The sequence below is a fragment of the Pseudomonas sp. BIGb0558 genome, from assembly GCF_024807515.1.
Classification (GTDB): Bacteria; Pseudomonadota; Gammaproteobacteria; order Pseudomonadales; family Pseudomonadaceae; genus Aquipseudomonas; species Aquipseudomonas yamanorum_A.
Genome location: NZ_JANUEW010000006.1, coordinates 1 through 26,517 on the forward strand (window position 1 = coordinate 1; position 26,517 = coordinate 26,517).

At 55.5% G+C, this 26,517-nt stretch carries 18 protein-coding genes; 7 read left to right on the forward strand and 11 right to left on the reverse strand.

Annotation, left to right across the window (positions count from 1 at the left end; translation table 11 throughout):
• Positions 1-717: 717 nt before the first annotated feature.
• Positions 718-1,029, reverse strand: a complete 312-nt coding sequence (locus M2400_RS10425) for a hypothetical protein (protein WP_063032975.1) — start codon at positions 1,027-1,029, stop codon at positions 718-720.
• Positions 1,030-1,033: 4 nt separating this feature from the next.
• Positions 1,034-4,930, reverse strand: a complete 3,897-nt coding sequence (gene purL, locus M2400_RS10430; RefSeq protein ID WP_259196371.1) for a phosphoribosylformylglycinamidine synthase — start codon at positions 4,928-4,930, stop codon at positions 1,034-1,036.
• A gap of 287 nt (positions 4,931-5,217) precedes the next feature.
• Here purL and mltF point away from each other — a divergent pair, with 287 nt between their 5' ends.
• Complete coding sequence (gene mltF, locus M2400_RS10435; protein WP_259196349.1) at positions 5,218-6,678, forward strand: membrane-bound lytic murein transglycosylase MltF; 1,461 nt, start codon at positions 5,218-5,220, stop codon at positions 6,676-6,678.
• A gap of 136 nt (positions 6,679-6,814) precedes the next feature.
• Here the strand turns inward: mltF and M2400_RS10440 are convergent, their stop codons facing one another.
• The 5 genes from M2400_RS10440 to treP all read right to left on the reverse strand — a co-directional run bounded on the left by M2400_RS10440 (position 6,815) and on the right by treP (position 14,405).
• The gene (locus M2400_RS10440) at positions 6,815-7,111 is read right to left on the reverse strand and encodes a PTS transporter subunit EIIB (protein WP_177075507.1); all 297 of its coding nucleotides are present in this window, start codon (positions 7,109-7,111) and stop codon (positions 6,815-6,817) included.
• A 1-nt stretch (position 7,112) separates the two neighbouring features.
• Positions 7,113-9,644, reverse strand: coding sequence for a phosphoenolpyruvate--protein phosphotransferase (gene ptsP, locus M2400_RS10445; protein ID WP_259196348.1), 2,532 nt, complete (start codon positions 9,642-9,644; stop codon positions 7,113-7,115).
• A gap of 129 nt (positions 9,645-9,773) precedes the next feature.
• A complete protein-coding gene (locus tag M2400_RS10450; RefSeq protein WP_029616168.1) occupies positions 9,774-10,994 on the reverse strand; it encodes a carbohydrate porin in 1,221 nt (406 codons plus the stop codon).
• Between the two features lie 202 nt (positions 10,995-11,196).
• Complete coding sequence (treC, locus tag M2400_RS10455; protein ID WP_177114786.1) at positions 11,197-12,843, reverse strand: alpha,alpha-phosphotrehalase; 1,647 nt, start codon at positions 12,841-12,843, stop codon at positions 11,197-11,199.
• Between the two features lie 119 nt (positions 12,844-12,962).
• Positions 12,963-14,405, reverse strand: coding sequence for a PTS system trehalose-specific EIIBC component (gene treP, locus M2400_RS10460; RefSeq protein WP_177047024.1), 1,443 nt, complete (start codon positions 14,403-14,405; stop codon positions 12,963-12,965).
• A gap of 318 nt (positions 14,406-14,723) precedes the next feature.
• On the opposite strand from treP, the gene treR reads away from it, so the two are divergent.
• From treR to M2400_RS10480, 4 genes are all read left to right on the forward strand, one after another.
• Positions 14,724-15,428 carry a trehalose operon repressor gene (treR, locus tag M2400_RS10465; RefSeq protein WP_259196345.1) on the forward strand — a complete coding sequence of 235 codons (705 nt, stop codon included), beginning with the start codon at positions 14,724-14,726 and terminating at the stop codon, positions 15,426-15,428.
• A 649-nt stretch (positions 15,429-16,077) separates the two neighbouring features.
• Entirely contained in the window at positions 16,078-16,965 is an 888-nt protein-coding gene (locus M2400_RS10470; protein WP_259196343.1) for a sce7726 family protein, read from the forward strand.
• Positions 16,926-17,834 carry a sce7725 family protein gene (locus M2400_RS10475; RefSeq protein WP_259196341.1) on the forward strand — a complete coding sequence of 303 codons (909 nt, stop codon included), beginning with the start codon at positions 16,926-16,928 and terminating at the stop codon, positions 17,832-17,834. The genes M2400_RS10470 and M2400_RS10475 overlap by 40 nt, the downstream gene beginning before the upstream one ends.
• 215 nt (positions 17,835-18,049) lie before the next feature.
• On the forward strand, positions 18,050-18,799 hold the full coding sequence (locus M2400_RS10480) for an RES domain-containing protein (protein ID WP_259196339.1): 750 nt from the start codon (positions 18,050-18,052) through the stop codon (positions 18,797-18,799).
• A gap of 116 nt (positions 18,800-18,915) precedes the next feature.
• Here the strand turns inward: M2400_RS10480 and M2400_RS10485 are convergent, their stop codons facing one another.
• The 4 genes from M2400_RS10485 to M2400_RS10500 form a co-directional block, all read right to left on the reverse strand.
• Positions 18,916-20,319 carry a hypothetical protein gene (locus tag M2400_RS10485; protein ID WP_259196337.1) on the reverse strand — a complete coding sequence of 468 codons (1,404 nt, stop codon included), beginning with the start codon at positions 20,317-20,319 and terminating at the stop codon, positions 18,916-18,918.
• A 4-nt stretch (positions 20,320-20,323) separates the two neighbouring features.
• Entirely contained in the window at positions 20,324-21,472 is a 1,149-nt protein-coding gene (locus tag M2400_RS10490) for a UvrD-helicase domain-containing protein (protein WP_259196335.1), read from the reverse strand.
• 8 nt (positions 21,473-21,480) lie between these two features.
• Complete coding sequence (locus M2400_RS10495; protein WP_259196333.1) at positions 21,481-22,893, reverse strand: protein kinase domain-containing protein; 1,413 nt, start codon at positions 22,891-22,893, stop codon at positions 21,481-21,483.
• Between the two features lie 160 nt (positions 22,894-23,053).
• Positions 23,054-23,425 (reverse strand): plasmid mobilization protein, encoded by a 372-nt coding sequence (locus tag M2400_RS10500; RefSeq protein ID WP_259196331.1) that lies wholly within the window; start codon positions 23,423-23,425, stop codon positions 23,054-23,056.
• A 532-nt stretch (positions 23,426-23,957) separates the two neighbouring features.
• On the opposite strand from M2400_RS10500, the gene trbJ reads away from it, so the two are divergent.
• A complete protein-coding gene (gene trbJ, locus M2400_RS10505; RefSeq protein ID WP_259196330.1) occupies positions 23,958-24,749 on the forward strand; it encodes a P-type conjugative transfer protein TrbJ in 792 nt (263 codons plus the stop codon).
• A gap of 181 nt (positions 24,750-24,930) precedes the next feature.
• The gene (gene trbL, locus M2400_RS10510; RefSeq protein WP_259196326.1) at positions 24,931-26,517 is read left to right on the forward strand and encodes a P-type conjugative transfer protein TrbL; all 1,587 of its coding nucleotides are present in this window, start codon (positions 24,931-24,933) and stop codon (positions 26,515-26,517) included.

The following is a 26,517-nucleotide window of genomic DNA, read 5'->3' on the forward strand; positions in this document are numbered from 1 at the left end:
CGTAACCGGCGCCTGACAACATTGTGGCGAGGGAGCTTGCTCCCGTTGGGCTGCGCAGCAGCCCCAATAAGAACGCCGCATTTTTTCAGGTAGAACTCTGTGGCAGGTTTTGGGGCCGCTTCGCGCCCCAGCGGGAGCAAGCTCCCTCGCCACAGGGTTAATGTCCATGCCGGGGCCGCCTGTTCAGGCACCTTCCATAAATTCAGCGTTGGCCTGCAGGAATCCGGGGCGCCCGAGGGGGCGCTATCGCAGGCAAGCCAGCTCCCACATTTGATCGCCACCAGACATGGCAACTCGGTCAAATGTGGGGCCCGGGTTTGGCCGCGAAGCCGTAACCGGCGCCTGACAACATTGTGGCGAGGGAGCTTGCTCCCGTTGGGCTGCGCAGCAGCCCCAATAAGAACGCCGCATTTTTTCAGGTAGAAGTCTGTGGCAGGTTTTGGGGCCGCTTCGCGCCCCAGCGGGAGCAAGCTCCCTCGCCACAGGGTTACGGCCTTTAGCAAAGAAATATGTCCATGCCGGGGCCGCCTGTTCAGGCACCTTACATAAATTCAGCGTTGGCCTGCAGGAACCCGAGTCGCCCGAGGGGCGTTATCGCAGACATGGCAACGCAGTCAAATGTGGGAGCCGGGCTTGCCCGCGATGAGGCCCTCACAGCCAACAAAAAACCCGCTGACCAAACTGGCCCAGCGGGTTTCTCGTTTTACAGCCGGCGAATCAAAAATCCGCCAACTGCCACACCTCATAAGCCGGTGTCTCATATGGATGGCTAAGCTTCAACGCAGCCACCACAGCCACAATCAACTCATCCGCCACCACCAACTCAACCTTCCATTCCTCAACCACTTCAACCTGCCCCACCTGCCCGATAAACGGCTGGCTGCCGTCCATCGCGCGGAATTGGCCCTGGCCCAGTACCTGCCAGGCGCAGCTGTCGTAGTGGCCGATGCGCCCGCCGCCCGCTGCAAAGACGGCGGTTTTCACCGTCTCCACATGGCTGTCGGGCACAAAGAAGGCGAGCTTGTACACCGTCTTAGTTCACCCACACACGAGCGTTACGGAACATGCGCATCCACGCGCCGTCTTCGTTCCACTCTTCCGGGCGCCACGAGTTCTGCACGGCGCGGAATACGCGCTCCGGGTGCGGCATCATGATGGTGACGCGACCGTCGCGGCTGGTGAGGCCGGTGATCCCGCGCGGCGAGCCGTTCGGGTTGGCCGGGTAGCCTTCGGTGACCTTGCCGTGGTTGTCGACAAAACGCAGGGCCACGGTACCGGACAGGTCGGCTTCCAGCAGTGCTTCTTCGCTGGAGAACTCGGCATGGCCTTCACCGTGGGCGATGGCGATCGGCATGCGCGAACCGGCCATGCCCTGCAGGAAGATCGAGTTGGATTCCTGCACCTGCACCATCGCAACACGGGCTTCGAACTGCTCGGAACGGTTACGCACGAAATGCGGCCAGAACTCGCTGCCCGGGATCAGTTCGCTGAGGTTGGACATCATCTGGCAACCGTTGCACACACCCAGGGTGAAGCTGTCGTTGCGCTCGAAGAAGCCCTGGAACGCGTCGCGGGCACGGCTGTTGAACAGGGCCGATTTGGCCCAGCCTTCACCGGCGCCCAACACGTCGCCGTAGGAGAAACCGCCGCAGGCTACGAGGCCCTTGAACTCGTTGAGGTCAACACGACCGGCGAGGATGTCGCTCATGTGTACGTCGATCGCATTGAAGCCGGCACGATCGAACGCTGCCGCCATTTCCACCTGACCGTTGACGCCCTGCTCACGCAGTACCGCCACTTGTGGGCGGACGCCTTTCTTGATGTAAGGCGCGGCGATGTCCTGGTTGACGTCGAAGCTGAGCTTGGTGCTCAGGCCCGGGTTGTCTTCTTCCAGGATCACGTCGAATTCCTGCTCGGCGCATTCGGCGTTGTCCCGCAGGCGCTGGATCTGGTAGCTGGTCTCGGCCCACTGGCGTTGCAGCAGGCGGCGCTGGCCTTCAAACACGGTTTCGCCGTTGAAGACGATGTTGATTTCACCGTTGTTGATCGGCTGGCCAACCACGGCCACGCAGTCGCCCAGGCCAGCAGCGCTGAATTGTGCGAGTACGTCTGGCGTTGCGTCCTGGCGAACCTGGATCACGGCGCCCAGTTCTTCGTTGAACAGGATCGCGGCGATGTCGGCAGAGGTTTCCGCCAGGCCGTCGAGATTCAGGCTCAGGCCGCAGTGACCGGCGAAGGCCATTTCCACGGCGCTGGTCAGCAAACCACCGTCGGAACGGTCGTGGTAAGCCAGCAGGTGACCGTCGGCGTTCAGGCCCTGGATCACCGCGAAGAAGGCTTTCAGATCTTCGGCGTCGTCGACGTCCGGAGCCTGCTTGCCGAGCTTGCCATGCACCTGGGCGAGGATCGAGGCACCCATGCGGTTCTGGCCGCGACCGAGGTCGATCAGGATCAGGTCGGTGGTGCCCTTGTCCATGCGCAGTTGCGGGGTCAGGGTCTGGCGAATGTCGGTCACTGGCGCGAAACCGGTGACGATCAGCGACAGCGGCGAAGTAACGCTCTTGTCCACGCCTTCATCGTTCCAGCGGGTGGCCATGGACATGGAGTCCTTGCCCACCGGAATGGTGATGCCCAGCTCAGGGCACAGCTCCATGCCGACCGCTTTCACGGTGTCGTACAGGCGCGCATCTTCACCCGGGTGACCGGCAGCAGACATCCAGTTGGCCGACAGCTTGATGTCGGAGATCTTGGCGATGCGCGATGCGGCGATGTTGGTCAGGGTTTCGCCGATGGCCATGCGGCCCGACGCCGGAGCGTCCAGCAGCGCCAGCGGAGTACGCTCGCCCATGGCCATGGCTTCACCGGTGTACACGTCGAAGCTGGTGGCGGTGACGGCAACGTCGGCCACCGGGACCTGCCACGGGCCGACCATTTGATCACGGGCAACCAGGCCGGTGATGGTACGGTCGCCGATGGTGATCAGGAAGCTTTTGCTGGCAACGGCCGGGTGGTGCAGAACGCGCTCCACGCAGTCGGCAATGGCCAGGGTGGACGGATCGAAATCGTCGCCCAGTTCGTTTTCGCGCACGGCCGAACGGTGCATGCGCGGGGCTTTGCCCAGCAGCACTTCCAGCGGCATGTCCACCGGGCTGTTGCCGAAGTGGCTGTCGGTGACCGTCAGTTGCGGCTCGGCAGTGGCTTCGCCGACTACGGCAAACGGGCAACGCTCGCGCTCGCAGATCGCCTGGAAGCGTTCGAAGTCCGCAGGACCTACCGCCAGAACGTAACGCTCCTGGGATTCGTTGCTCCAGATTTCGTGCGGGGCCATGCCCGGCTCGTCGTTTGGAATGTTGCGCAGTTCGAAGCGGCCGCCACGGTCGCCATCGTTGACCAGCTCAGGGAAGGCGTTGGACAAACCGCCCGCGCCCACGTCGTGGATGAAGCTGATCGGGTTCTTGTCACCCAGCTGCCAGCAACGGTCGATGACTTCCTGGCAACGGCGTTCCATCTCAGGGTTTTCACGCTGTACGGACGCGAAGTCCAGGTCTGCCGAGCTGGTGCCGGTGGCCATGGAGGAAGCGGCGCCGCCGCCCAGGCCGATCAACATGGCCGGGCCGCCGAGGACGATCAGCTTGGAGCCGACCAGAATCTCGCCTTTCTGTACGTGTTCGGCGCGGATGTTGCCCATGCCGCCGGCCAACATGATCGGCTTGTGGTAACCGCGCACTTCATCGCCACGGGGGGTGGTGATGGACTGTTCGAAGGTACGGAAGTAGCCGGTCAGGGCCGGACGCCCGAATTCGTTGTTGAATGCAGCGCCGCCCAGCGGGCCTTCGATCATGATGTCCAGCGCGGTGACGATGCGCTCAGGCTTGCCGTACGGCACTTCCCACGGCTGTTCGAAGCCCGGGATCTGCAGGTTGGATACGGTGAAGCCAGTGAGGCCGGCCTTTGGCTTGGCGCCACGACCGGTTGCACCTTCGTCGCGAATCTCGCCGCCGGAACCGGTGGCTGCACCCGGGAACGGGGCAATCGCGGTCGGGTGGTTGTGGGTCTCGACTTTCATCAGGATGTGCACCGGCTCCTGCACCGCGCCGTACTGGCGGGTTTCAGGGTCCGGGAAGAAGCGGCCGGCGACGCTGCCGACGATCACCGAGGCGTTGTCTTTATAAGCCGACAGAACGCCTTCGCTGTGCATCACGTAGGTGTTCTTGATCATGCCGAACAGGCTTTTTTCCTGGCTCTGGCCGTCGATGTCCCAACTGGCGTTGAAGATCTTGTGACGGCAGTGCTCGGAGTTCGCCTGGGCGAACATCATCAGTTCGATGTCGTGGGGGTTGCGCTTCAGACCGATGAAGGCGTTGACCAGGTAGTCAATTTCGTCTTCGGCGAGGGCCAGGCCCAGCTCGGTGTTGGCTTTTTCCAGGGCGGCGCGACCGCCACCGAGCACGTCAATCGCGGTCAGCGGCTTGGGCTCGGCGTGGCTGAACAGACCGGCGGCCTGTTCCAGCTGGCTGACGATGATCTGGGTCATGCGGTCGTGCAGGCTGCTGGCGATCAGCTCGGCCTCGGCGTCGCTGAACTGGCCTGCTACATAGAAGGCAATCCCGCGTTCCAGGCGCTGGATTTTTTCCAGGCCGCAGTTGCGGGCGATGTCGCTGGCCTTGCTCGACCAGGGCGAGATGGTGCCGAACCGTGGCAAAACCAGGAACAAGCGGCCGTGAGGCTCTTGAACTGGAACGCTGGGACCGTACTTCAGAAGGCGCGCCAGCACTTGCTGTTCGTCGGCGGTCAAAACGCCGTTAACGTCGGCGAAGTGAGCAAATTCAGCATACAAGCCACTGACAGAAGGTACCTTCTGGCTCAGTTGCTCAAGGAGTTTGCTGTGGCGAAAGGCAGAAAGGGCAGGAGCGCCGCGCAGGATCAACATCTTCGGGACAGCCTCGGGAAGGGGGTGTGCTTTGAGGCCGTGCATTCTAGCGTAAACCGTCGCCAACGGCACCCGAAACGGCACCAGTGGCCGCAGCCGGACGTCAGTTGGCATAAATCGCACGATATCAGATGGCCATACCCGCTGTTTTGGGCAGTTATTTTAACCGTCACAATCGGCTGCCAAGCCCCGTTTCTGCGGGCTGCAGCCAAGGTTTACGGGCGCTAGCAGACAAGTGCCCCGCTGTCGAGATATGGCGCCGAGGGTCCTTTGCGTATACTGCGCAGATGTTCTCCCCTACTGCTTTACGCCCGCGAGGCGCCAAATGGCTCTTCGTCACCGGACTCTTCCTGCTGCTCAGCGCCTGTGTGGATAAACCCAACACGCTCGAGCGAATCAAGGAGGATGGCGTATTGCGGGTGGTTACCCGAAACAGCCCGGCCACTTATTTCCAGGACCGAAACGGTCAAACCGGTTTCGAATACGAACTGGTCAAGCGCTTCGCCGACGACCTGGGTGTAAAGCTGGAGATCCAGACCGCCGACAATCTGGATGACCTGTTCTCCCAGATCGGCAAGCCCAACGGCCCGGTGCTGGCCGCCGCCGGTCTGGTGAGCAGCGAGCAGCGCCGCCAAGAGGTGCGCTTCTCCCATCCGTACCTGGAAGTCACCCCGCAGATCATCTACCGCAACGGCCAGTCCCGCCCGACCACCGCGGCAGATTTGGTGGGCAAGAAGATCATGGTGCTCAAGGGCAGCACCCACGCCGAGCAACTCGCAGCGCTGAAAAAGCAGTTTCCCGGGATTGAATACGAAGAGTCCGACGCCGTTGAGGTGGTCGACCTGCTGCGCATGGTGGACGAAGGCCAGATCGACCTGACCCTCGTCGACTCCAACGAAGTGGCGATGAACCAGGTGTACTTCCCCAACGTGCGGGTGGCCTTCGACCTGGGCGACGCCAGCAATCAGGCCTGGGCCGTGGCGGCGGGCGATGACAACAGCCTGCTCAACGAGGTCAACAACTACCTCGACAAGGTTGAAAAGAACGGCACCCTGCAACGTTTGAAAGACCGTTATTACGGGCACGTCGATGTACTCGGTTATGTCGGCGCCTACACCTTCGCCCAGCATTTGCAGCAGCGCCTGCCCAAATATGAGAAACACTTCCGGGCCTACGCCAAGGAAGAAAAGGTCGACTGGCGCCTGTTGGCCGCTATCGGTTATCAGGAATCACTCTGGCAGCCGGCAGTCACCTCCAAGACCGGCGTGCGCGGCCTGATGATGCTGACCCAGAACACCGCGCAAGCCATGGGCGTGTCCAACCGCCTGGACGCCAAGCAAAGCATCATGGGCGGCGCCAAGTACCTGGCCAAGATCAAGGATGAGCTGGACGACAAGATTGCCGAGCCGGACCGCACCTGGTTTGCCCTGGCGGCGTACAACGTCGGCACCGGCCATTTGGATGACGCGCGCATTCTGGCGAAGAAAGAAGGCCTGAACCCGAACAAGTGGCTGGATGTGAAGAAGATGCTACCGCGCCTGGCGCAGAAGCAGTGGTACAGCAAGACGCGTTATGGGTATGCGCGAGGCGGTGAGCCGGTGCATTTTGTGGCGAACATCCGACGCTACTACGACATCCTGACGTGGGTGACGCAGCCGCAGCTGGAAGGCAACCAGGTGGTGGAAGGCAACCTGCATGTGCCGGGTGTGGACAAGACCAAGCCGACTGAAGAAACCCCGCAGCTGTAATCCACGATTATCCAAACACCACAAAATACTGTGGGAGCCGGGCTTGCCCGCGATGGCGGAGTGTCAGCCAGCCTATGTATCGCTGACACTCCGCCATCGCGGGCAAGCCCGGCTCCCACATTTGATCTTCATTGATTTATAGAGCTGTGTTCAGAGCGGTGATCAGGTGCACCACCCCGCCCGCCAACACCATCACCCCCGGCACACCCGCCGCCTTCAACGCCTGCGCATCCAGCCGCCCCGCATCCTTCAACTGCACCCGCACCCGAGTCAGTGCCACCCGCTGCTGCGACTTGAGGTTTTGCGCGCCGCCCAGCGCATCCAACACCGCCGGTGCCAATAGTGATTCGCTCACCGGAGCCGCCTGCGGCGTCTCAAGAATCAAATCCGGCGTCAGGGCCTTCCAGAACGCCCGCTGAAATTTTTCGAACATGTCAGTTCTCCACAACCAATGAGGTTTCAACGGTAGCCGCGTGATACAGGCGCAAGGCCTCGCGCACCTGCGACGCTTCTTCCAGGCCCAGCACCTGGCGGGCGATGGATTGGCAGTCCGCCAGGTCCAGCTCGCGCACGGTGGCCTTGATAGTCGGGATCAACGGCACGCTGACCGACAACTCATCCACCCCCAACCCGATCAGCACCGGCACCGCCAGCGCTTCAGACGCCAACGCCCCGCACACACCCACCCACTTGCCATGGGCATGGGCCGCCTTGACGGTGGTGGCGATCAGGCGCAGTACCGCCGGGTGGAAGCTGTCGGCCTGGCTGGCGAGGCGCGGGTGATCACGGTCCATGGCCAGGGTGTATTGGGTCAGGTCGTTGGTGCCGATGGAGAAAAAATCCACCTCCGGCGCAAACACATCCGCCATCAGCGCCGCCGACGGCACTTCGATCATGATTCCCAGTTTCGGCAATTCCGTCAGCCCCAGGGCCAGCGCTTCCTCTTCAAGAATCTGCCGCGCGAGGCGCAGCTCGGAGAGCAGGCTGACCATCGGCAACATGATATGCAGACGGGCGAAACCGGCACTGGCGAGAATCGCGCGGAATTGTTCACGCAGCAGTTCCGGGCGTTCCAGGCACAGGCGAATCCCGCGCAGGCCGAGGAACGGATTGCTCTCCGGGTCCATCGGCACATAGGCCAACGGCTTGTCGCCACCGACGTCCAGGGTGCGCACCACCAGATTGCGCTCGGGGCCCAACGCACGGGCAATCGCGCTGTAGGTGCCCGCCTGTTCTTCAGGGCTCGGCGCACGGTTGCGATCCAGGTAGAGGAATTCGGAGCGCAGCAAACCGACGCCTTCGCCGCCCAGTGACAACGCTTGTTCCACCTCTTGCAGGGACGCGACGTTAGCCGTCACCTCGACGTGATGACCGTCGCGGGTAGTGGCGGGCAATGACGCCTGTTCCACTTCACGCTGGCGGCGCAGCACTTGCTGTTGGCGGGTGGCTTGCAGTTGCTCGATCTCGTCCAGGTTCGGCTCCAGGTGCAGCTCGCCCTTGTCGGCATCCAGCAGCACTTGTTTGCCGTTCACCAATTCCAGCACCTGCACCGGCACGCCGCAGATCGCCGGCAGGCCCAGGGCACGGGCGAGGATCGCGACGTGGCTGGTAGCCCCGCCGCCCACGGTGACGAAGCCCAATACCTTGCGCGTATCGAGGCTGGCGGTTTGCGAGGGCGTGAGTTGTTCGGCAATCAGGATCGCCTGCTCCGGCAAGTCCCAGGCGCTGTCCTTGATGCCAAGGATCAGCTTCAGCACCCGTTGGCCGACGTCGGCCAGGTCCGCGGCGCGCTCGGCGAGCAAGGTGTTGCCCAAGCCCTGGAATAGCGTGGCGGTGGCGACTGTCGCACTGTTCCAGGCAAACGCTGCGCTCTTGCCTTGGGCCAGTGATTCATGGGCCTGTTCCAGCAGCGTCGGGTCTTCCAGCAGCTCTTGATGAGCGCGGAAAATTTCCGCCTGGGCACTGCCAACCGCCTTGGCCTGCAAAGCTTGCAGTGCCTCGGTCGCTTCACGCAGGCCACGTTCCAACGTAGCGCGCTCGACCGCTTCATCGGCACCGGCTTCAGTGATATTCAAATCAGGCTCGGCCACCTGAACCACCTGGCCAAACGCCGAACCCGGCGAAGCACACACACCCCGCAGCAAGGTCGCCGATGACTCAGGCAACACTGGTTCTACGACTTCGACCTGCGCCGCCACCGTCTCCCCGCAACCGTCTGCCAGCAAGGCAACCAGGGCCGTGATCGCCGCATCGGCATCGTCGCCGGCCGCACTCACCTGCAAGGTATCGCCCTGCACCGTCTGCAACGCCATGATCGCCACCAGGGACTTGGCATTGGCGCTCTGGGTTTGCTTGTGCAGGTAAATGCTCGCCTTGAAACCCTTGGCTGCCTGGGCAAACACCGCCGCCGGGCGGGCATGCAGGCCGTTGGCATTGGGCAACGTCAGCGGCTTGGAGAACAGGGCGTCGCCCAGCTCTTCATCGACCTCTGCCGCGCTCGCCTGCGGCGTTACTCGCAGCAGCGGTTGCCCCACGTCCACCAGTCCTTGTTCCGGCGTCAACAGCTTGAACGGCTCGCCACTGACCACCAGCATCAGGGTCAGCAAACTGCGGGCGTTGAGCGCCACGTAGTCGGCATCGAATTCAATCAGCGGTTGCCCGGCGTCCACCCGCTGGCCTTCCTCGACCAACCGGGTGAAGCCCTTGCCCGCCAGATTCACGGTGTCCAGGCCGATGTGCATCAGCACCTGGACGCCGTTGTCGTCGGTGACGCTCACCGCATGACCACTGTCCTGGATATTGCTGATCACCCCGGCCAGCGGCGCACAGAGGGTCTGCGAGGTCGGATCGATGCACAGGCCATCGCCGATCAGGCGACTGGAGAACACCGGGTCAGGCACCTGGTCCAGAGCGAGCAGCACCCCGGACAATGGCGCCAGCAATTCCAGGGAATGGGTTGTGGTCATGACTTCACCTGCTGTTTTGTTCTGTAAAAAACACCTGTAGGAACCGGCTTGCCGGCGATGAGGTCGGTCGATAGTGCGATGATTTCAAGGACGCCATCGCCGGCAAGCCGGGCTCCTACAGGGATTGTGTTATTTCCACCAATATTCGACTTGCACACCAAAGTTGGAACCATGCAACGCACTGCCGTAGCTGCCGGTGTCGGACAACGCCGAACCTGCCGCCAGTTCATTGGCCGCACGCTTGGCCGCTTCGTTCCAGGTCGCGTAGGTGTAATACAAGCGCACCTCCGGCCGCGCCCAGAAATCCGGGCCTTTGGGCGACCAGGTCGGGGCGAAGGTAAATTTGCTCAGCTTGCGCGTTCCACCGGTCGCCTCGACCTGATCGTGACCGAGTTCAGTGACCAGTTTGAACTGTTCGGAGATCGCATAGGCCGGGCGTACACCCACCGACATCCAGGTTTGATCCTGGCTGCCCGGGCGAATGTCTTTCTGGTACACGGCCTCGATCTGCCCGCCAAACCGTGGGGTCACTTGCCAGTCGAAGAACTCCACCGCGCGGTAGCTCTTGCTGCTTTTGTCGAGGAACGTATCGCCGGTGTAGCCGAGGCCGGTGCCGGGGCCTTCACCGTACTGCAAGGCGAACTTGTTGCGCCCGCCGAGGAAGGGTTTCTGCACGTGCTGGGCGGTAATGGCCCAGCCGCTGTTGGTGTCGCGGCCACCGGCTTTTTCGATGTAGCTCAAGCCCAGCTCCAGCTCGCCGCCGGGATTGGTCTTGAAGCCCGCCACGTTGAAGTCGTGACGGGTGGCGTATTCCTTCTGGTACAGGTTGTCCTTGCGGGAAAGCGCGTAGCTGTATTTCAGATCGCCGATTTTCACGTCCTCGATACCGCCGCCCGTGGCGCTCTGGTTCCAGTAGTAGAAGTCGGAGATATGGATGTCGTTTCGTTTGTAGTAACGCCGGCCGGCCCACAGCGAACCGCCGTTGAGGCTGGGCAGGTTCGACCACTGCGCATACATCTGCGGCATGCGCGCCGAGCCGTTGTCTTCGCCCTGGAACTTCAGCGCTCGGTCGTACTTGTTGTACAGCGAGGCCATGGCATCGACGCTGAATACCGAACCGTCGTCGAGGGTCAGCAGGTCCTGGCGCAATTCGAGTTCGGCGTACTGCTCGCATTCGTTGCCCAGGCGGTACTTCGATTGTGCCCCCGGCAACTGGAAGCACTGCTGCTTGCCGCTGCCGGTTGAAGTGCCCGCGCCGCTGCGCAAATAGCCGGCGAATTCCAAGGCCTGGGCGGCCATCGGCAAGGTCAGGCAGGATGCAACGAGGCCCAGCTTTATTGTTGTTTTCATGAAGCACTCCGATATTTTTATTATGTTTTTCAAAGCGCCCTGCGCTCCCACGCAGGGTTTAACTCGTCGTATCCCGTAGCAGCTGTCGAGCACCAGCGAGGCTGCGTTGGCTGCAGCGCCTCAATCACGTCAGGCGCAGGCATCGAGTCGCGCCTGACGCAGCCTCGCTGGTGCTCGACAGCTGCTACGGCAGTTCCGGGTCTCAGTCCTTGAGGTGCAGCACAAACGATTCATACGGGCGCAGCGAGACCTGGCTCGAACGCTGTGGGCAGTCGTGGTAGTTGCTGATCAGCAGGCGTTGCTCGCTGGCCGCCGTCAGCAGGCCATCGGGCAATTCGATGTCGCATGGCGTGCCGTAAAAGTTGTTCAGCACCAGCAGCCGCTCGCCCTGCCCTTCCCGCAGGTACGCCCACACCTGGGTGTGCTGTGGCAGCAGTTGGCGATAAACACCTTCCTGGATCAGCGGCTCGTGCCGACGCAATTCGATCAGGGCGCGGTAGTGATGCAGCACCGATTGCGGGTCATCCAACTGGCTTTGCACGTTGATCTGCGCCGCGTTGGCCGGGATGCCGATCCACGGTTCACCGCTGCTGAAGCCGGCGTTTTGCTCGGCATTCCATTGCATCGGCGTGCGGCCGTTGTCGCGGGACTTCTGCATGATCGCGGCCATGCTCGACGCCTCGGATTCACCGGCCTCGCGCTTGAGCCGATAGATGTTCAGGGTCTCGACATCCCGGTACTGGTCGATCGTGTCGAAGCCCGGATTGGTCATGCCCAGCTCTTCGCCCTGGTACACAAACGGCGTGCCCTGGAGGAAGTGCAACGCGGTGGCGAGCATCTTCGCCGAGACCACGCGGTGCTCGCCGTCATCCCCAAAACGCGAGACCACCCGCGGCTGGTCGTGGTTACACCAGAACAACGCATTCCAGCCGCCACCGGCCTGCATGCCGAGTTGCCAATCCGACAGAATCTGCTTGAGCTGCAGGAAATCGAAGTCGGCCGCGACCCACTTTTGCAGGTTCGGGTAATCGACTTTCAGGTGGTGAAAGTTGAAGGTCATCGACAGCTCTTTCGACGCCGGATTCGAATAGCGAATGCAGTGCTCAAGGCTGGTGGACGACATCTCGCCGACGTTGATCAGGTCATGCCCCTCGAACACTTCGCGGTGCATTTCCTGCAGGTACTCATGCACGTTCGGGCCGTCGGTGTAGAAGCGCCGACCGTCGGTGTTGTCTTCGGGGAAATCCGCCGGCTTGGAGATCAGGTTGATCACGTCCAGGCGGAAACCGCCCACGCCCTTGTCGCGCCAGAAGCGCATCAGCTTGAACACTTCGGCGCGCACCTTGGGATTGTCCCAATTCAAGTCAGCCTGGGTGTGGTCGAACAGGTGCAGGAAGTACTGGCCGGTTTGCGCCTCGTATTCCCAGGCCGAACCGCCGAACTTGGATTCCCAGTTGTTCGGCTGGTCGCGCCAGATGTAGAAGTCGCGGTACGGGTTGTCGAGGCTGCTGCGGGCCTGCTGGAACCACTCGTGCTCGATGGAGGTGTGGTTGACTACGATGTCGAGCATCAGCGTGATGCCGCGCTTGGCCGCTTCGCTGATCAGCAGGTCGCAATCGGCCATGGTCCCGTAGCTGGGGTCGATGGCGTAGTAGTCGCTGATGTCGTAGCCGTTGTCGCGCTGGGGCGAACGCAGGAACGGAGTGATCCACAGGCAGTCGACGCCCAGCCACTTCAGGTAGTCGAGCTTGTCCACGATGCCCAGCAGGTCACCGGTGGCGTTACCCGCGTGGCTGTGGAAGCTTTTGGGGTAGATCTGGTAGATCACCGAGTGTTGCCAGTCTTGCATGGTGGGTTCCTTCAAATAAGGTGTGTGTTGGCCTTGAGGGCCCCATCGCGGGCAAGCCCGGCTCCTACAGGGGAACGCATTTCAACTGTGGGAGCTGGCTTGCCTGCGATGGCGATAGATCAGGCGACCCGGTATCCAGGCCGCACGATCTTCATGCTCAGTGCACAGGTCAAAACAAACGGCACGACAATCGCGATCACCATGCCGATGACAAAGCTTGGGATGTACTGCGGGATGATCGAGATGAACCCGGGCAAGCCACCGACACCGATGGCCGAGGCCTGGACCTTGTTCAGCGACAGGAAAATGCTGCCCAGGGCCGAGCCGGTCAGGGCCGCATAGAACGGAAACTTGAAGCGCAGGTTGACGCCGAACATCGCCGGTTCAGTGATGCCGAAGTAAGCGGAAATCGCCGAAGTCGAGGCCATGCTTTTATCCCGCGCGTTGCGGCTCATGTAGAACACCCCGAGCGCTGCGCTGCCCTGGGCCAGGTTGGACATGACGATCATCGGCCAGATAAAGGTGCCGCCCTGGGTGGAGATCAGTTGCAGGTCCACCGCGAGGAACATGTGGTGCATGCCGGTGATCACCAGCGGTGCGTACAGCAGGCCGAAAATCGCGCCGCCGACCATGGGCGCCAGGTCGAACAGGGTGACCACGCCTTCGGTGATCAGGATGCCGAGGTGCCGAGTCACCGGGCCGATGATCGCCAGCGCCAGCACACCGGTGACGACGATGGTGGTGATCGGCACCACCAGCAATTGAATGGCATTCGGCACCCGTGCCCGCAGCCATTTTTCAATCACGCTCATCACGTAGGCCGCCAGCAGGATCGGCAGGATCTGGCCCTGGTAGCCGACCTTCTCGATCTTGAACCAGCCGAAAATATCGAAGTACGGCAGGCTCTGGCCATCGAGGCCGGCGACGGCCTTGCCGTAGTTCCAGGCGTTGAGCAAATCGGGGTGCACCAGCATCAGGCCGAGGACGATGCCGAGGATCTCACTGCCGCCAAAACGTTTGGCGGCCGACCAACCCACCAATGCCGGCAGGAACACGAACGAGGTGTTGGCCATCAGGTTGATCAGGCTCCACAACCCATCCAGGTTCGGATAGGCGTCGAGCAGGGTCTTGCCCTCGATGAACATGCCCTTGGCGCCCATCAGGTTGTTCACCCCCATGAGCAAGCCGGCAATGATCAGCGCCGGCAGGATCGGCATGAACACGTCGGAGAACACCCGCACCAGGCGCTGCATGGGATTTATTTTGTCGGCGCTTTTTTGCTTCACGTCCGCGATGGTAGACGCGGCGAGGCCCGTTTGCTCACGCAGGGCGGCGTAGACCTTTTCCACTTCGCCGGGGCCGATCACGATCTGGAACAGGCCGCCGGTGAAGAACGAGCCCTTGACCAGATCGACCTGATTCAACGCGCCGCTGTTGGCCAGGCTCGGGTCCTTGAGGGCCAGGCGCAGGCGGGTCACGCAGTGGGCAGCTTGCTCAAGGTTGTCGCTGCCACCGAGGTTCTCGAGAATCTCGCGGGCAATATTCGGATAGTCGTGGCTCATGCTTGGTATCCACTTGGTTTTTTTTATTGGGGGCGGTCGTTGGCAGCACGCCGAGGGCAAAAGTACTCGTCTGTACGAGTTAAAGCAACAACTCGTCTGTACGAGTTTAAAATTGTTTGCTCCCTGTAGGAGCAAGCTTGCTCGCGAAGACCGTAAGGGCACTGCCGGGCATCAGGTTTTCCGCATCATCGTTAACGACCTTCGCGAGCAAGCTCGCTCCTACAGAAGGCACGAATATCCAAGGGTCGAATGGACAAACCTTACCTCTGCCACTAAGGTTCGTGCCTTGAATGCAATCGCGGCACAGAGCCCTCCTCCATGAGCAAATACAACCAGATCTATACCGATCTGCTTGCCAGCATCACCACCGAACGCCTGCAACGCGGCACGCGCCTGCCCTCCGAAACCGAACTGATGGACGCCTACCAGGCCAGCCGTGGCACGGTGCGCCGGGCGATCGAGCAATTGCAGGAGCGCGGCTTCGCGCAAAAGATTCATGGCAAGGGCACCTTCGTGCTATCGCCCAACCCCATCGAATTCCAGCTGGGCGGGATTGTCAGCTTTCGCGAAACCCATGCCGACCTCGGCGATGACGTCAGTACCGAAGTGGTGGAGTTCAGCCAATTCCCGCTGGAAGGCCCACTGCTGCAACATATCGAGGCCGAAGCCGGCAGCCTGATCACCCGGGTGAAACGGGTGCGGCGCATCGATGGCAAGCGGGTGATCCTCGACATCAACCACTTCGTCGCCGACCTGATTCCGGGGCTGGATCGCTCGATTGCCGAGCAGTCGATCTATGCGTTTATCGAGCAGACGCTGCAGCTGCAGATCAGCTATGCCCAGCGCACCATCGAGGCGTTGCCGCGAGGCAAGGATGATCAACTGCACCTCGACCTGGATGGGCAAAGCCATGTGATCGTGGTGAGCAACCAGACGTTTTTGCAGGATGGACGGCAGTTCGAGTACACCGAGTCGCGGCATACGCTGGATAAGTTTTACTTTTCGGACATTGCGCGGCGGTAAACAAACGCCGGAAACACAAAACCCCGGCACCAGGCCGGGGTTTTGTTATTCAGCGTTCACCTGCTACCGCAGGATCACTCCCACTCTATTATATTTAGATACCTAAACCACTGATTTATATAGTTTTATTTATCACCTAGCTCATAATGCCATGCTAAATACCACAGTTTTCATATTTTCAACTGCGATTCAGGGCTACGTCTGAGTTGGAATGGGCTGGCGAAGCCTGAGGGCCGGTAACCCCGGGTCATGATGAACGAATCTACGGTATCAACCTAGAAAAGAGCGCTCCCAATGCCCCCTAACCCGCCTTCAGGCAAAGGAACAATGGCGGTTTCGTGAATCGGAAGGGAGCTCCCGGCTTACGGAGAATCGCCCTCCTGAGTGCGAGAGCGGGATTTTGACACTTGGCCACTATCTGGCGCTGAGCAAGCATGAGCATTATGCGAAGTGCTGCATGTTGGCGTATCCTTACACGTAGGTATGTGCTGGCCATTTTGCACAGGCCAAATGCCCTGTATTTTCCTTACGGGGGTGCTGTATGCAGCGCATTTTGGCTGCGTGGCAATGACAATAGCACCGTCTGTCGGCAAGATGCTGACCTAAATTTTTTGACGATCGCTGACGTGATGGTGCAAGAGGTCCAAAAGTGTTTACTACTAGAGATGCAGCGAGACTGTTCTCCAGCAAACGGCTCACGGAAGTAGCCTGCGGAAATTTCGACTTCCTTTTGAAGGTGGCGACCCATTATAGAGGCGAGCTTCAAGAAAAATTTACTGCAGCAGAAGTTTTTGATCGCTCATATTCAGCTCTGTCTAAAGATTACAGGAGCGAATATTTTTTTAAAAACATAGTCGCTGAACGCTTGCTTTTAGGGAAACATTCTCTTAACACAGCAACCGTACTGCCGGAATTCAGGGTAGGTCGAAACAAAGCTGACTGCGTTATTCTAAACGGCAGCTCTACATGCTACGAAATAAAATCAGATTACGACAATCTAGATCGTCTTCCGGAGCAGCTCGCCTCCTACAAAAAACTATTCGACAAAGTTTATGTAGTCGTAGGGCAATCACACTTATCCAAAGTTTTGAGCTCTTGCGAAAGCGATGTGGGAATTCTCGAATTAACCCCCAGAAGAAACCTCCGGACAATACGAGAAGCAACTGTATCAGAAGATCCAGTTGACATTTCAGTTCTAATGCGATCACTTCGCGTGCATGAATATCGAGACATTGTATCGGGACTTTCGGGTCAAAGCATCGACTATCCAAATACAGAAATATTTTCTGTTTGCGAAAGAATTTTACAAGAACTTCCCTCTCCTGATGTTAGAAGAGCATTTTGCGCAACTCTAAAAAAAAGCAGAAAGATCGAAAAAGATTTTATTCTATCGCTCCCGCGGTCATTATTGATGGCTGGAATTGGATTTAAACTTCGTACTGATCACAGGCGAAGCCTAACCGAAAATCTAAACAAAATTTTTAGTAAGGATACTACATGTATTACCCGATATTACGGGGCAAACAATTTGAACTGATTGCACTGAGAGAACTTGCAGAAACAATCTCTCCCGAGCTAATCCGTCCTGTCATCGAGCCTGTACGGGGAAACTTAGCACCCCTACATAAAACAATTGAAGCACTACATAGATCCGGTATCAAGCCACTAGTAATCATCAACCCCAGCATTGGCGATTTTTCGAAGAGTGAAAAAATATTACTCGAAATCGCCGGAGATAGAGACTCGTTTATTCCATGTATAAAAGCGAAAAGTATCGCAGATCTCTCTCTACTTTCAGATTTGGGCTTCTCCTTATGTGACAGCGCTATCTTTATAGATAGCGGTATCGACAAAGAATTTGTGGAAAGCCTTAGTTCTGCCTCTTGCGTGCTTGTTAACAAGGAAAAAATCCATCCTGGCGCGTTATCGTTGTTAAAAAACGTCGTACTGTTTGGTGATTTTTTTGATAAAAAAATTCGAAATGCTGACTACGAGGAAAAGTCCTTCTATTCATCATTACACACCGAATGGAAATCCTATTCAAACGCTATAGGATTTGGTGATTTCACAATTCTAAGCGAGGAATATAGTGAAGCAGGTGGACCTGCGTACGTTGTAACTATCCACCTAAGCTATATCAATCCAGCTGAATTTGACGCCATGTACGTTCGTCATTTTTCGTCTTTCAATGATGACTCTCCAGCCAACCCAGGCGGTAAGTTTAAATCAGCGCTAGAAAAATTGTGGGATTTTTCCGTCTCGAATCCTGAGATATTCAATCAAACTCAAGGCTTTCAAGAGCTAGTATCTTTAAGAGGTAATCCATTTCCGGGACTAGGCCAAGTCAAGAAATACTCAATAAAGCATCATATTGAAACCACTTGCAATTTCGTCAGGGGCGCATGATGCCTAGGTGCTGCGTTCAGTGTTTTCATGACTCCGTGATAGTTGCCAAAATAAACGCAGAGGGGCAAATAAGCCGGTGTAGTTACTGTGGTACCAGTCAGGTATCCTGCATCGATCCCGCCGGTCTAGCTGATAAACTTGAACTATTCACTTACGGTTTGCGCGAGGACGAAAATGGATATCCCTTTGCTGAAATCTTGAGGTCGTATGGCGTTTTGAGCAACAGCGTTCGGGAGACAGAAATACTCGTTAATGATATCTTCGGAAACGACACAGCAAATAAGCGATTCTTGTTCGATTTTGATGTAGCTAGCTATACTGATCAATGGGAAGACTTCAAAATTGAGTTGAAGCACAAGAATCGCTTTTTCCCTAAGGCCACCATACATTCTTCTCTCTTTAGCAGGTTAAAACCTGGCAGCAACGAGGGAGTATTGTTCCAACTTTTAGAACAACTAAAAATACCGGTTGATGTGAGAGAAAGTTTTTTTAGAGCTCGGATATCAGAAAAGCCCTTGAACGCAATCCAGATGGGTTGCCCGCCACGCGAAATAGTGACCGGGGGGCGGGCGAACCCCTTGGGAATTCCATATCTATATGTTGCGGACAGTTTAATTACTTGTATAAGTGAGGTCAGACCGAGCAATTCAAGCGGCGTATACGTCGCACAAATGACTCCTGTGCGCGAACTATCAGTGCTGGACTTAACAACGCCTAGAAAACACTGCTCTGCCTCAGCCTTCGGGGAGGAACAGCTATCAGCTGTATTGGGATTTCTTGGGTTGCTTGAGCTTTTCTCTGAAGAGCTTTCTAAGCCCATCAGGCCTGAAAATAGTAACCTCGACTACATTCCCACCCAGTTTTTATGTGAGTTCATCAAAGCGAGGCGAAATTTGATGGGATTGTTTTTAACAGTTCCTTTGGCCAAGGAAAAAACTATGTTTTCTTCGATGGAGACTTGTTGACTCCAGCCGCTCCAATAAAATATATAGTGAACAAGACAGTTCACGAGTACGAGCGGGTTCAGCCGTGAATTGCCTGACGTATCAAAAACAAAGCCCGCTATAACGCGGGCTTAGAATCATGTACTTTTCTTGGCTAAGCTATTTGACCGCCTATTTTTCTTAACTACCTTCGGGGCCTCCCCAACCTCACTGCCTTGAACCTCATGAATGGGAACTTTTTCAAAGCCAACTCCTAATCGCTCTTTCGCACGATCAGACAGGCTAATAAATTCGGCCAAAGCACTTTCAAGCTCTTTTAGTTTCGCCGCCTGCACACTTGTACGTACGGTTTCCTGCGAAGGAGGTGTAAACGAGCTTCCCTTCAATCGAAATTGGCATACGGCACCAGGGATAATCTCTAAGGATAAAACTTTGGGCAAAAGCTTAGGTATATCTGCAAAAGGATCGCTACTCTTCGACACTTTATTTAACCAAGAATACTCAACCCAAGAAAGATCAGCTTGCGATGGATCAACCCAATCAAACCTCGAATGAAATCCTTTTTCTATTCCCTTAACAGCTCTAGACCAATTAACATCCCAGAACGTGGGGCCCATCAGTGCTGCGACCAATCCAAACCATACAAAAACCGTTGGGAAGTCTTTGCTGATTTCTTTTAATAAAAACACATGAGATGTGCTTCGTCCCACGAAGAATGCAGATATTGCAAGGCTAGCCGGCACCAACGGATTAAATCTGTCTACTGCTGAATCAGCAGAAACTTCTCTTATAAATTTACGAAACGCCAAAACCCTTTTTTCGGCTGAGTCGCTCAATAAATCCGGATACTGTCTCAAGTCCATCCCAGAAGAAAACAGGTCGGTCTTGGAGTCCGGAAGTGGCAGTAAATCCATCAGTTTTTTTATCGGATAGGTCTCATCCCAGACAATCCCTATTTTCTTCCAAATAGGGAGTAGCTCGTCAATAGAAACAGAACGCTCTACGAAGTCCCTATCTTTTTCCAAAAGCCGTAATCTATCGATACATAGTTCAACAACATCGTCGTTACCATGGAGAATGGCTGATTTCGCGATAGGGGTAGTGAACACGGCTTGCGCTCTAGATAAAGGTAAACCACCTATTGAAATATCAGAATCCCCCTGCGCGAGAATCTCTCCTAAAACTACAGAAGCCCACCTATCTTTTCTAGGCCAAAAGGTTTTAGCCTCGACGTTCTTATTTTTTAGCAATTGATAGTCGGAGTATTTTACAAGCCTCGAGAATTGACTGAGAGGAAATGACTCTGGAGAATAGGTGCTTACCCATGCCAAAACTTCAGCGCCTTTGCTGTCGCTTATAACTAGCAGGGCGGGATTATTACACTCAAATTTAGAAGGAGCATCAACGTAGCCAATGGTTAATTCCTCCTCCGGTTTTAACTCATCCTGCCGCCCTCCAAATAGCGACGTCAATTCTCCAACAGCAAACAGCGCCTCAGGCAGATTTGTTCTATCAAAGCAGTACCAGATAAAATTACTCATATTTTTAATCATCCGGAAAAATATCTTCTAAGCCAAATGGGCGCTTCTTAGCAAAAGCGTTTTGCAGCTTCCTGCTAGTCGCCCCGGTCCTATAAATATTAAGGGCAGTTTTGGCTCGAGTAACGCCGGTATAGCTGAGAGTGGTTCGCCGCAAGCCGTCTTCTGCCAGTTCCTCAGCGCCGAATATATGTACACACCGAAATTCCGTTCCCTTAGAACTATGCAGCGTCACAACATGCATTAAACAGCTCGAGTGAAAATTTGCTCCGGGATCAACTTTATGCACAAAAACCTTACCCGCTAGATCCGTCTCGTCAAACCTTTCGCGCAGCTCAGCCAGAGTTTCTTTGTGCCCGCAGAAGATGCCAATCGTATCTTCGGCGAACGCATCCAATTGCACTTCAATTAATTCCAACATTTTCTCAAACTGAGAGTCACGATCAGCGCAAACCCACTCCTTAGCTGAAGACTCACCCTGCTCTATTGGGTTGTAATTACATGTTGACTCAAGGGTGGGGTGTCCCTTCATAGGAGGCATCAGTTTATCTGCCACGATCGCAATTTCTTGCCCCATCCGGAAGTGCTTCTCTAAAGCATGAACATCAAGATCGACATGATTTACTATAGTCATTCCATCCTGCTGATAAATCCCTTGCCTATTATCTCCGCAAATACATATATTATCAGATAACTCAATCAGCGCTTGTAGCTCACCAACGGTAAGATCTTGCGCCTCATCAATAAATATTGCGCTGTACAACTTTTCAGATGGACGTTGCTGGTTTGCCTGATGAAGCAAGTCCAGTACTTGCGTTCTGTCAAACCTAGCATCTCTAGGATAAGCTCCATTCCCAAGATGCGTACGAATGTGCTCCATTGCCCATGAGTGAAAGGTTTTTATTTGCTCAGCGTCCAGCATCTTCCTTTCAACCGATCCACCTCGAATAAAATCGGCAAGAGCTTTAGTGTATGTAATAAAGAGAACATCCTCTTCACCAGCACCGATCATCACCTCTGCGCGAAGAAGCAATAAATTCGTCTTTCCACAACCTGGAGGGCCTGATAATAGATAACGCCCCTTTGTGGGCAAAGCGATGAATGCCTTCTGAAGGTCATCCATCTGATTTCTTTTCCGCCACCAGCTGGTATTCATATTCAATCCTAGGAATTTTTCAAATCCAGCATTTTAAAGGTAGATAACTGCTCTGGATCACCAAGAGTATCCATGACGTCTAAGGCTTGACTAAGAGCGCTAGCTAACATCTCACTTACGGTCTGAACAGCTACATTTTCTTCATTTTCAATGGAGGCTTCACAAATAGCAGTTTCCGTTAATTGTGCTAAATCGATCTGAGACTCAGAGGCACAAAGCCCCGCACGCATGCTCAAACTTGCGGTTCGTTCATACATCCCAGACAGCCAGTTAAAAACGACGCAGATTGAAGTGACGAAATTACCGCCCATCGAAAAAATGAAGCTAGCACCTAAGCGTTCACCTATGCAACACGAAACCATCTTCAAAGGAACTGCTGTTCGAGTAACCGGAGTAAGCTGCTCTCTTACCTTCCGAAGTATACGTTCCCTGAACTGCTCCCGATCAAACTCCAAAATGCGTTGCGCCTGCTGCGCACTACTTTGACTTTTTCTAGCTATTCTAACTTGAAGCGATAGCATAGAATCGCTTTCTGGCGAAAAACTGAAATCAGCCCAGGAAACTATTCGAAGCCTTAATTCCATATCTTTGGACAAACAACGGCTAGCCAAGGACTTCAATGAAGAGAGCCTGCCCAAATCGGCATCAAAAAATGATGGCGGTTTAACTAGAACGGCTTTGGCTAACAGCCAGCGATTTCCAGCCTCCATTTCTGCATTAAATATTGGCTCTTTCATAATCAGATCATGCAATACAGCACCTGCCTGATAGAAATTCAAAGCCTGCCAAAGCTTTTCTGATGGTGCATCTAGTCTAAATAAATATTCAGGAGAGCTATACTGAGCGGTAGCTAAGAACGGTCTTAGAGTACCTTGATCTGTCTCACCTGCATCTGGACCTGGATCAAGCTCACGAACAACTCCAAGGTCTAGCAATTTTAGCCGAGACCAGTCAGGTGAGACATGGATATTCTCTGGCTTGATATCGCGATGAACTACACCTAGAGAATTCAGATATAGGATCGCGGATACCAACTGCTGAATCAGGGAAGCCACCGTGTTGTCTGGCACATCTTTAAGAACTTCTTTCAACTGAGGCCAATGCACGAACTCCATTTCGACAAAGGCCGTATCTTCAGCTGTTTCAATGAAAAAGGTTTGGACCAAGTACTCACAATTATGATTTATGAGCCGCCTCTGAAGTTCTAAACGCTGCTGCTCCTTCGACCCTTCTTCAGAGCTGATAAATTTTGGATCAAAAACCTTTATCGCTCTGAGACCATCAGGGCAGCGAACTTTAAAAATAGCGGCGGATCCGCCGGAAGTTACATATCCTAAAAGCTCATAACCTCTTTTGCTTGTAAGATATTTTTTAATCCGCTCCGTTAAGCCAGCGACAACCTCGTCTGATAAATTTGGCACTCCCAACTCCTTTTGTATATTAATTACGCCAATAGCATTAATCGAGAGCTGCGCGACGGCATTCCACCTTCTCTAACCCAGCAAAGAATTTAGGTAGCCCCGTGACATCATCATACCGAGTTTTTTTGAACTTCACCCCATACCACCACACGAAAGGTTCTTACTTATGGGTTCTGACAATCAATCCCATTTTCTGTCGAACACTCACCTGCAATTCCCGGAACTCTACCATCACCGCCTCCACGTCGACGACACTCGCCCCCTCTCCACGCCCCTCCGAGAGCCAGAGTTTCAACAGACCAGCCACCCGTCCTAGATCGCCATTGACCTTAGCCAAGTCGGCCACGGCGGCCAGGTCTACGACCGACCGAATCGGATAGTTCAAGCCGACAGCCCGCAGGTATCCAGACCGGGACAACCCGGCTTCAGACGCACGCGCCGTTATCAGTTCTTTTTCCTCATCGTTCACCCAAACCTCTATCGGCTTGCCGCGTCTCCGGGCTTTGGGCTCGGTTGGCTGTTCGCTGGTCACGCTTCCTCCTTTGGTGATGCTTTTATGTCGTCGCGGTAGCGACTGTATGCCTCGCAGAGCAAGAGAACCCATTGAGCCGCAGGCGAATACGGGGGGTGTTGGGAGGGGGTGGACGAAGTCCGCACCCGTACAACACACATCTTGCCGTCCAATCCTGTGCGACTCTATGCGATCTGATCGATATCGTCAGCTCAAAAAAACAAAATCGCATACCTTCGCATTGAATCGCATACCTTCGCATTGAATCGCATACTTTCGCGTTGAATCGCGTTAACTCGCACATTGTCGCGCACCATCGCATAGAATCGAATTAACTAATGAACTTACCCCCACAACTAATAATCAACGCCAACGATCGGCACTCTTGCGCCTCCTCCATACGAGCTAGTAAGCACACCAAGTTCAATTAGCGGACAATTTACGGACAACTCTGACCGGCTGGAGTCGGATAGAAAGTTATCCGTCTATTTGAGATTCCAGCGAGACGCGAGATAATCGATTACACGACAACTGACATAATCAGGTATTCGATATGAAGCAGGGATCGAAAGAACGCTCCTACCCAACTGCCTACAAAACTGCTCGAAGTACCATGCTGGCCATCACAATAGCTGCGACCAGCCTCGCTGGCATGGCTTTTTACTCTTCCACTGCTTACGCTATATATTGCTCCAACTGTTCAACCTTCTATCAGCAAATGTTCCAATATGCTGAGGAACTCAATACGTCACTCAATACAGCCGAACAGTTAAAGAAGCAAATCCAGCAATATCAAAACATGATCACACAGGGCAAAAGCTTGCCCAACTCTATGTTTGGGAGTATCGCGACAGACCTGAAAAGCGTGGTTAGCATCTATAATCGCTCGCAGAGCTTGGGCAGAGAACTTCAGAACATTGATACGCAGTTCAACGATAAATTCCCCGGCTTTCAGTCTTATCTGAACGGCGCGGCGAACTATACTGCTCTCACTACAGAGGAGCATTATCAGAACTGGTCACAGCAAGGTCGTGACAACGTGAGATCAGCGCTTGAGGCAGCGAATCTAAATACGAGCAGCTTTGAATCTGAAGATACCAAGTTGGCTAGCATGGTCGCCCGCTCACAGTCGGCAGTCGGTCGTATGCAAGCGATCCAGGCAGGCAATGAAATAGCCTCACAAAATGTTCAGCAACTCCAAAAACTGCGCGACCTCTTAGCGACGCAGATAAATCTGCAAGGCAACTATATGGCGCAACAGGGCGACCGTAGCGACATCCATGAAGCAACCGAACAAAAATTCAAAGACGAACCTACTATTCGCGGCGGCTCAAAGGGGTACTAATAATGGGCATATCGAAATGGCTTTTAGTTCTGATGTGTGCTGGGTCAGCTGTTGCCGCATCAGCTACTACAATCATGATTTTGAGCAGAGCTGAATGCACAGCAAGCAGTGATCAAAAAAATGCAGACTCAGCCTTCAAAAACCAGCCTACCCTCCGTGGTGGATCAAAGGGATATTAGTTATGGATCGTCGTCTCTTGTGGTTTCTCGCGTTCATAGGCATCTTCATTGCTGGTAATGCGCTAGCTGATACAAATCTTGCACAACCGGATACGTCAGTCGATGGCCTCCTAGACTTAATACTCAACCAGTCAGGTCAGTGGTCACAACGACTTTACGGCTATGCGATTAACCTATTCTGGCTCCTGGCAACTATTCAGCTTGTCTGGACATTTATACCATTAGTTTTGAAACAAGCTGATATAGGTGAGATTGCAGGCGAACTGGTACGCTTCATTTTGGTGACTGGCTTCTTTTTAGCACTGATTAAATATGCTGTGGAATGGGCTACCACCATTGTCGATAGCTTTCGTGACGCGGGAGCTGCCGCTAGCGGCCTTGAGCGGGCATTGCAGCCCGGAGACGTGTTCGCAATGGCAGTGGAATTTTCACGCGCAATCCTGGCAAGCATTTCGTTTTTTTCTCCAGGGCAAGCGCTCGCCATCAGCCTCGCGGCATTTTTAGTGCTGATCTGTTTTGCATTCATTGCAGCCTTCATGTTCGTGACTCTCGTTGAGTCCTACGTAATCATCAACGCATCTGTATTGTTCTTCGGCTTTGGTGGTTCCCAGTGGACACGGGAATACGCGATTGCCCCCATCCGTTTCGCCCTTGCAGTCGGCGCTAAGTTGTTCGTATTGACCCTGATTATCGGCCTGATTTTACAAGCAAGCCGTGAGTGGTCAGCTGCGTACCAGAACAATGAAGCCTCCGTGATTACTATGGCGGGTCTGGCTTTAATTTGCGCCTACCTGACCAAGACAATTCCAGACCTTATCGGCGGCATGATTAGTGGTTCGTCGATGGGTGGAGGTTCGGCCATCGGAGGAATGGCAACGGCCGGAGCGGCGGGCGCTGCCGCCGCAATCGCCACCGTCGCCACGGCGGGTGCCGCAGCACCAGTTGCAGCCGGCGCACTGAGTGCAGCCAGTAGTGGTGCAGGTGCTACCGCTGGCAGTGGGCTGGCGGGCGCGATCAACTCTAGTTTTGCCAACGCCGCAAGCTCAGCGGGCGGCGGAGCGTCAACGTCAATAAGTGGCGGAGCGTCCTCTGGAGTCGGTGCCAGCACAGGCGGAGGCGCTACCAAGGGCCCGATACCAGCGGCGTCAAAGACTGGAGGCAGCCCGTCTGACGCAACTTCGTCTAGACCAGCGGCGGAAAGTGGCAAATTCTCCCAGCATGCAGCTAAACAAAGCGGTAAGGCCACACAAGCAGCCGAAAACAAAGACCCACAGCAACTGGCACCAAAAGGGGAAGCAGTCCGGACTGGCGATGAAATTTCCCAAGCTGCTGGTGGAACTGCGAAGGTGCTCGGCGTTATGGCGTCACTGGCCGTACCAGGTATGGAGAATGCCCACGCCTCATCTCTTTTTCCTGTTGCCAATGACAGCCCGGTCGCTCAGAACAATGAAACTGAAACGCCCCCCGGCCCCGACGGCACGGAATCTAATGTGATCCGTCCCGCCTCTGACACCAGCACGAATCACGGACGCCTCGCTTCGCTCAACGTGGCCGGTACGGCATCGAACTACGACCCTCTGGAGAAATAA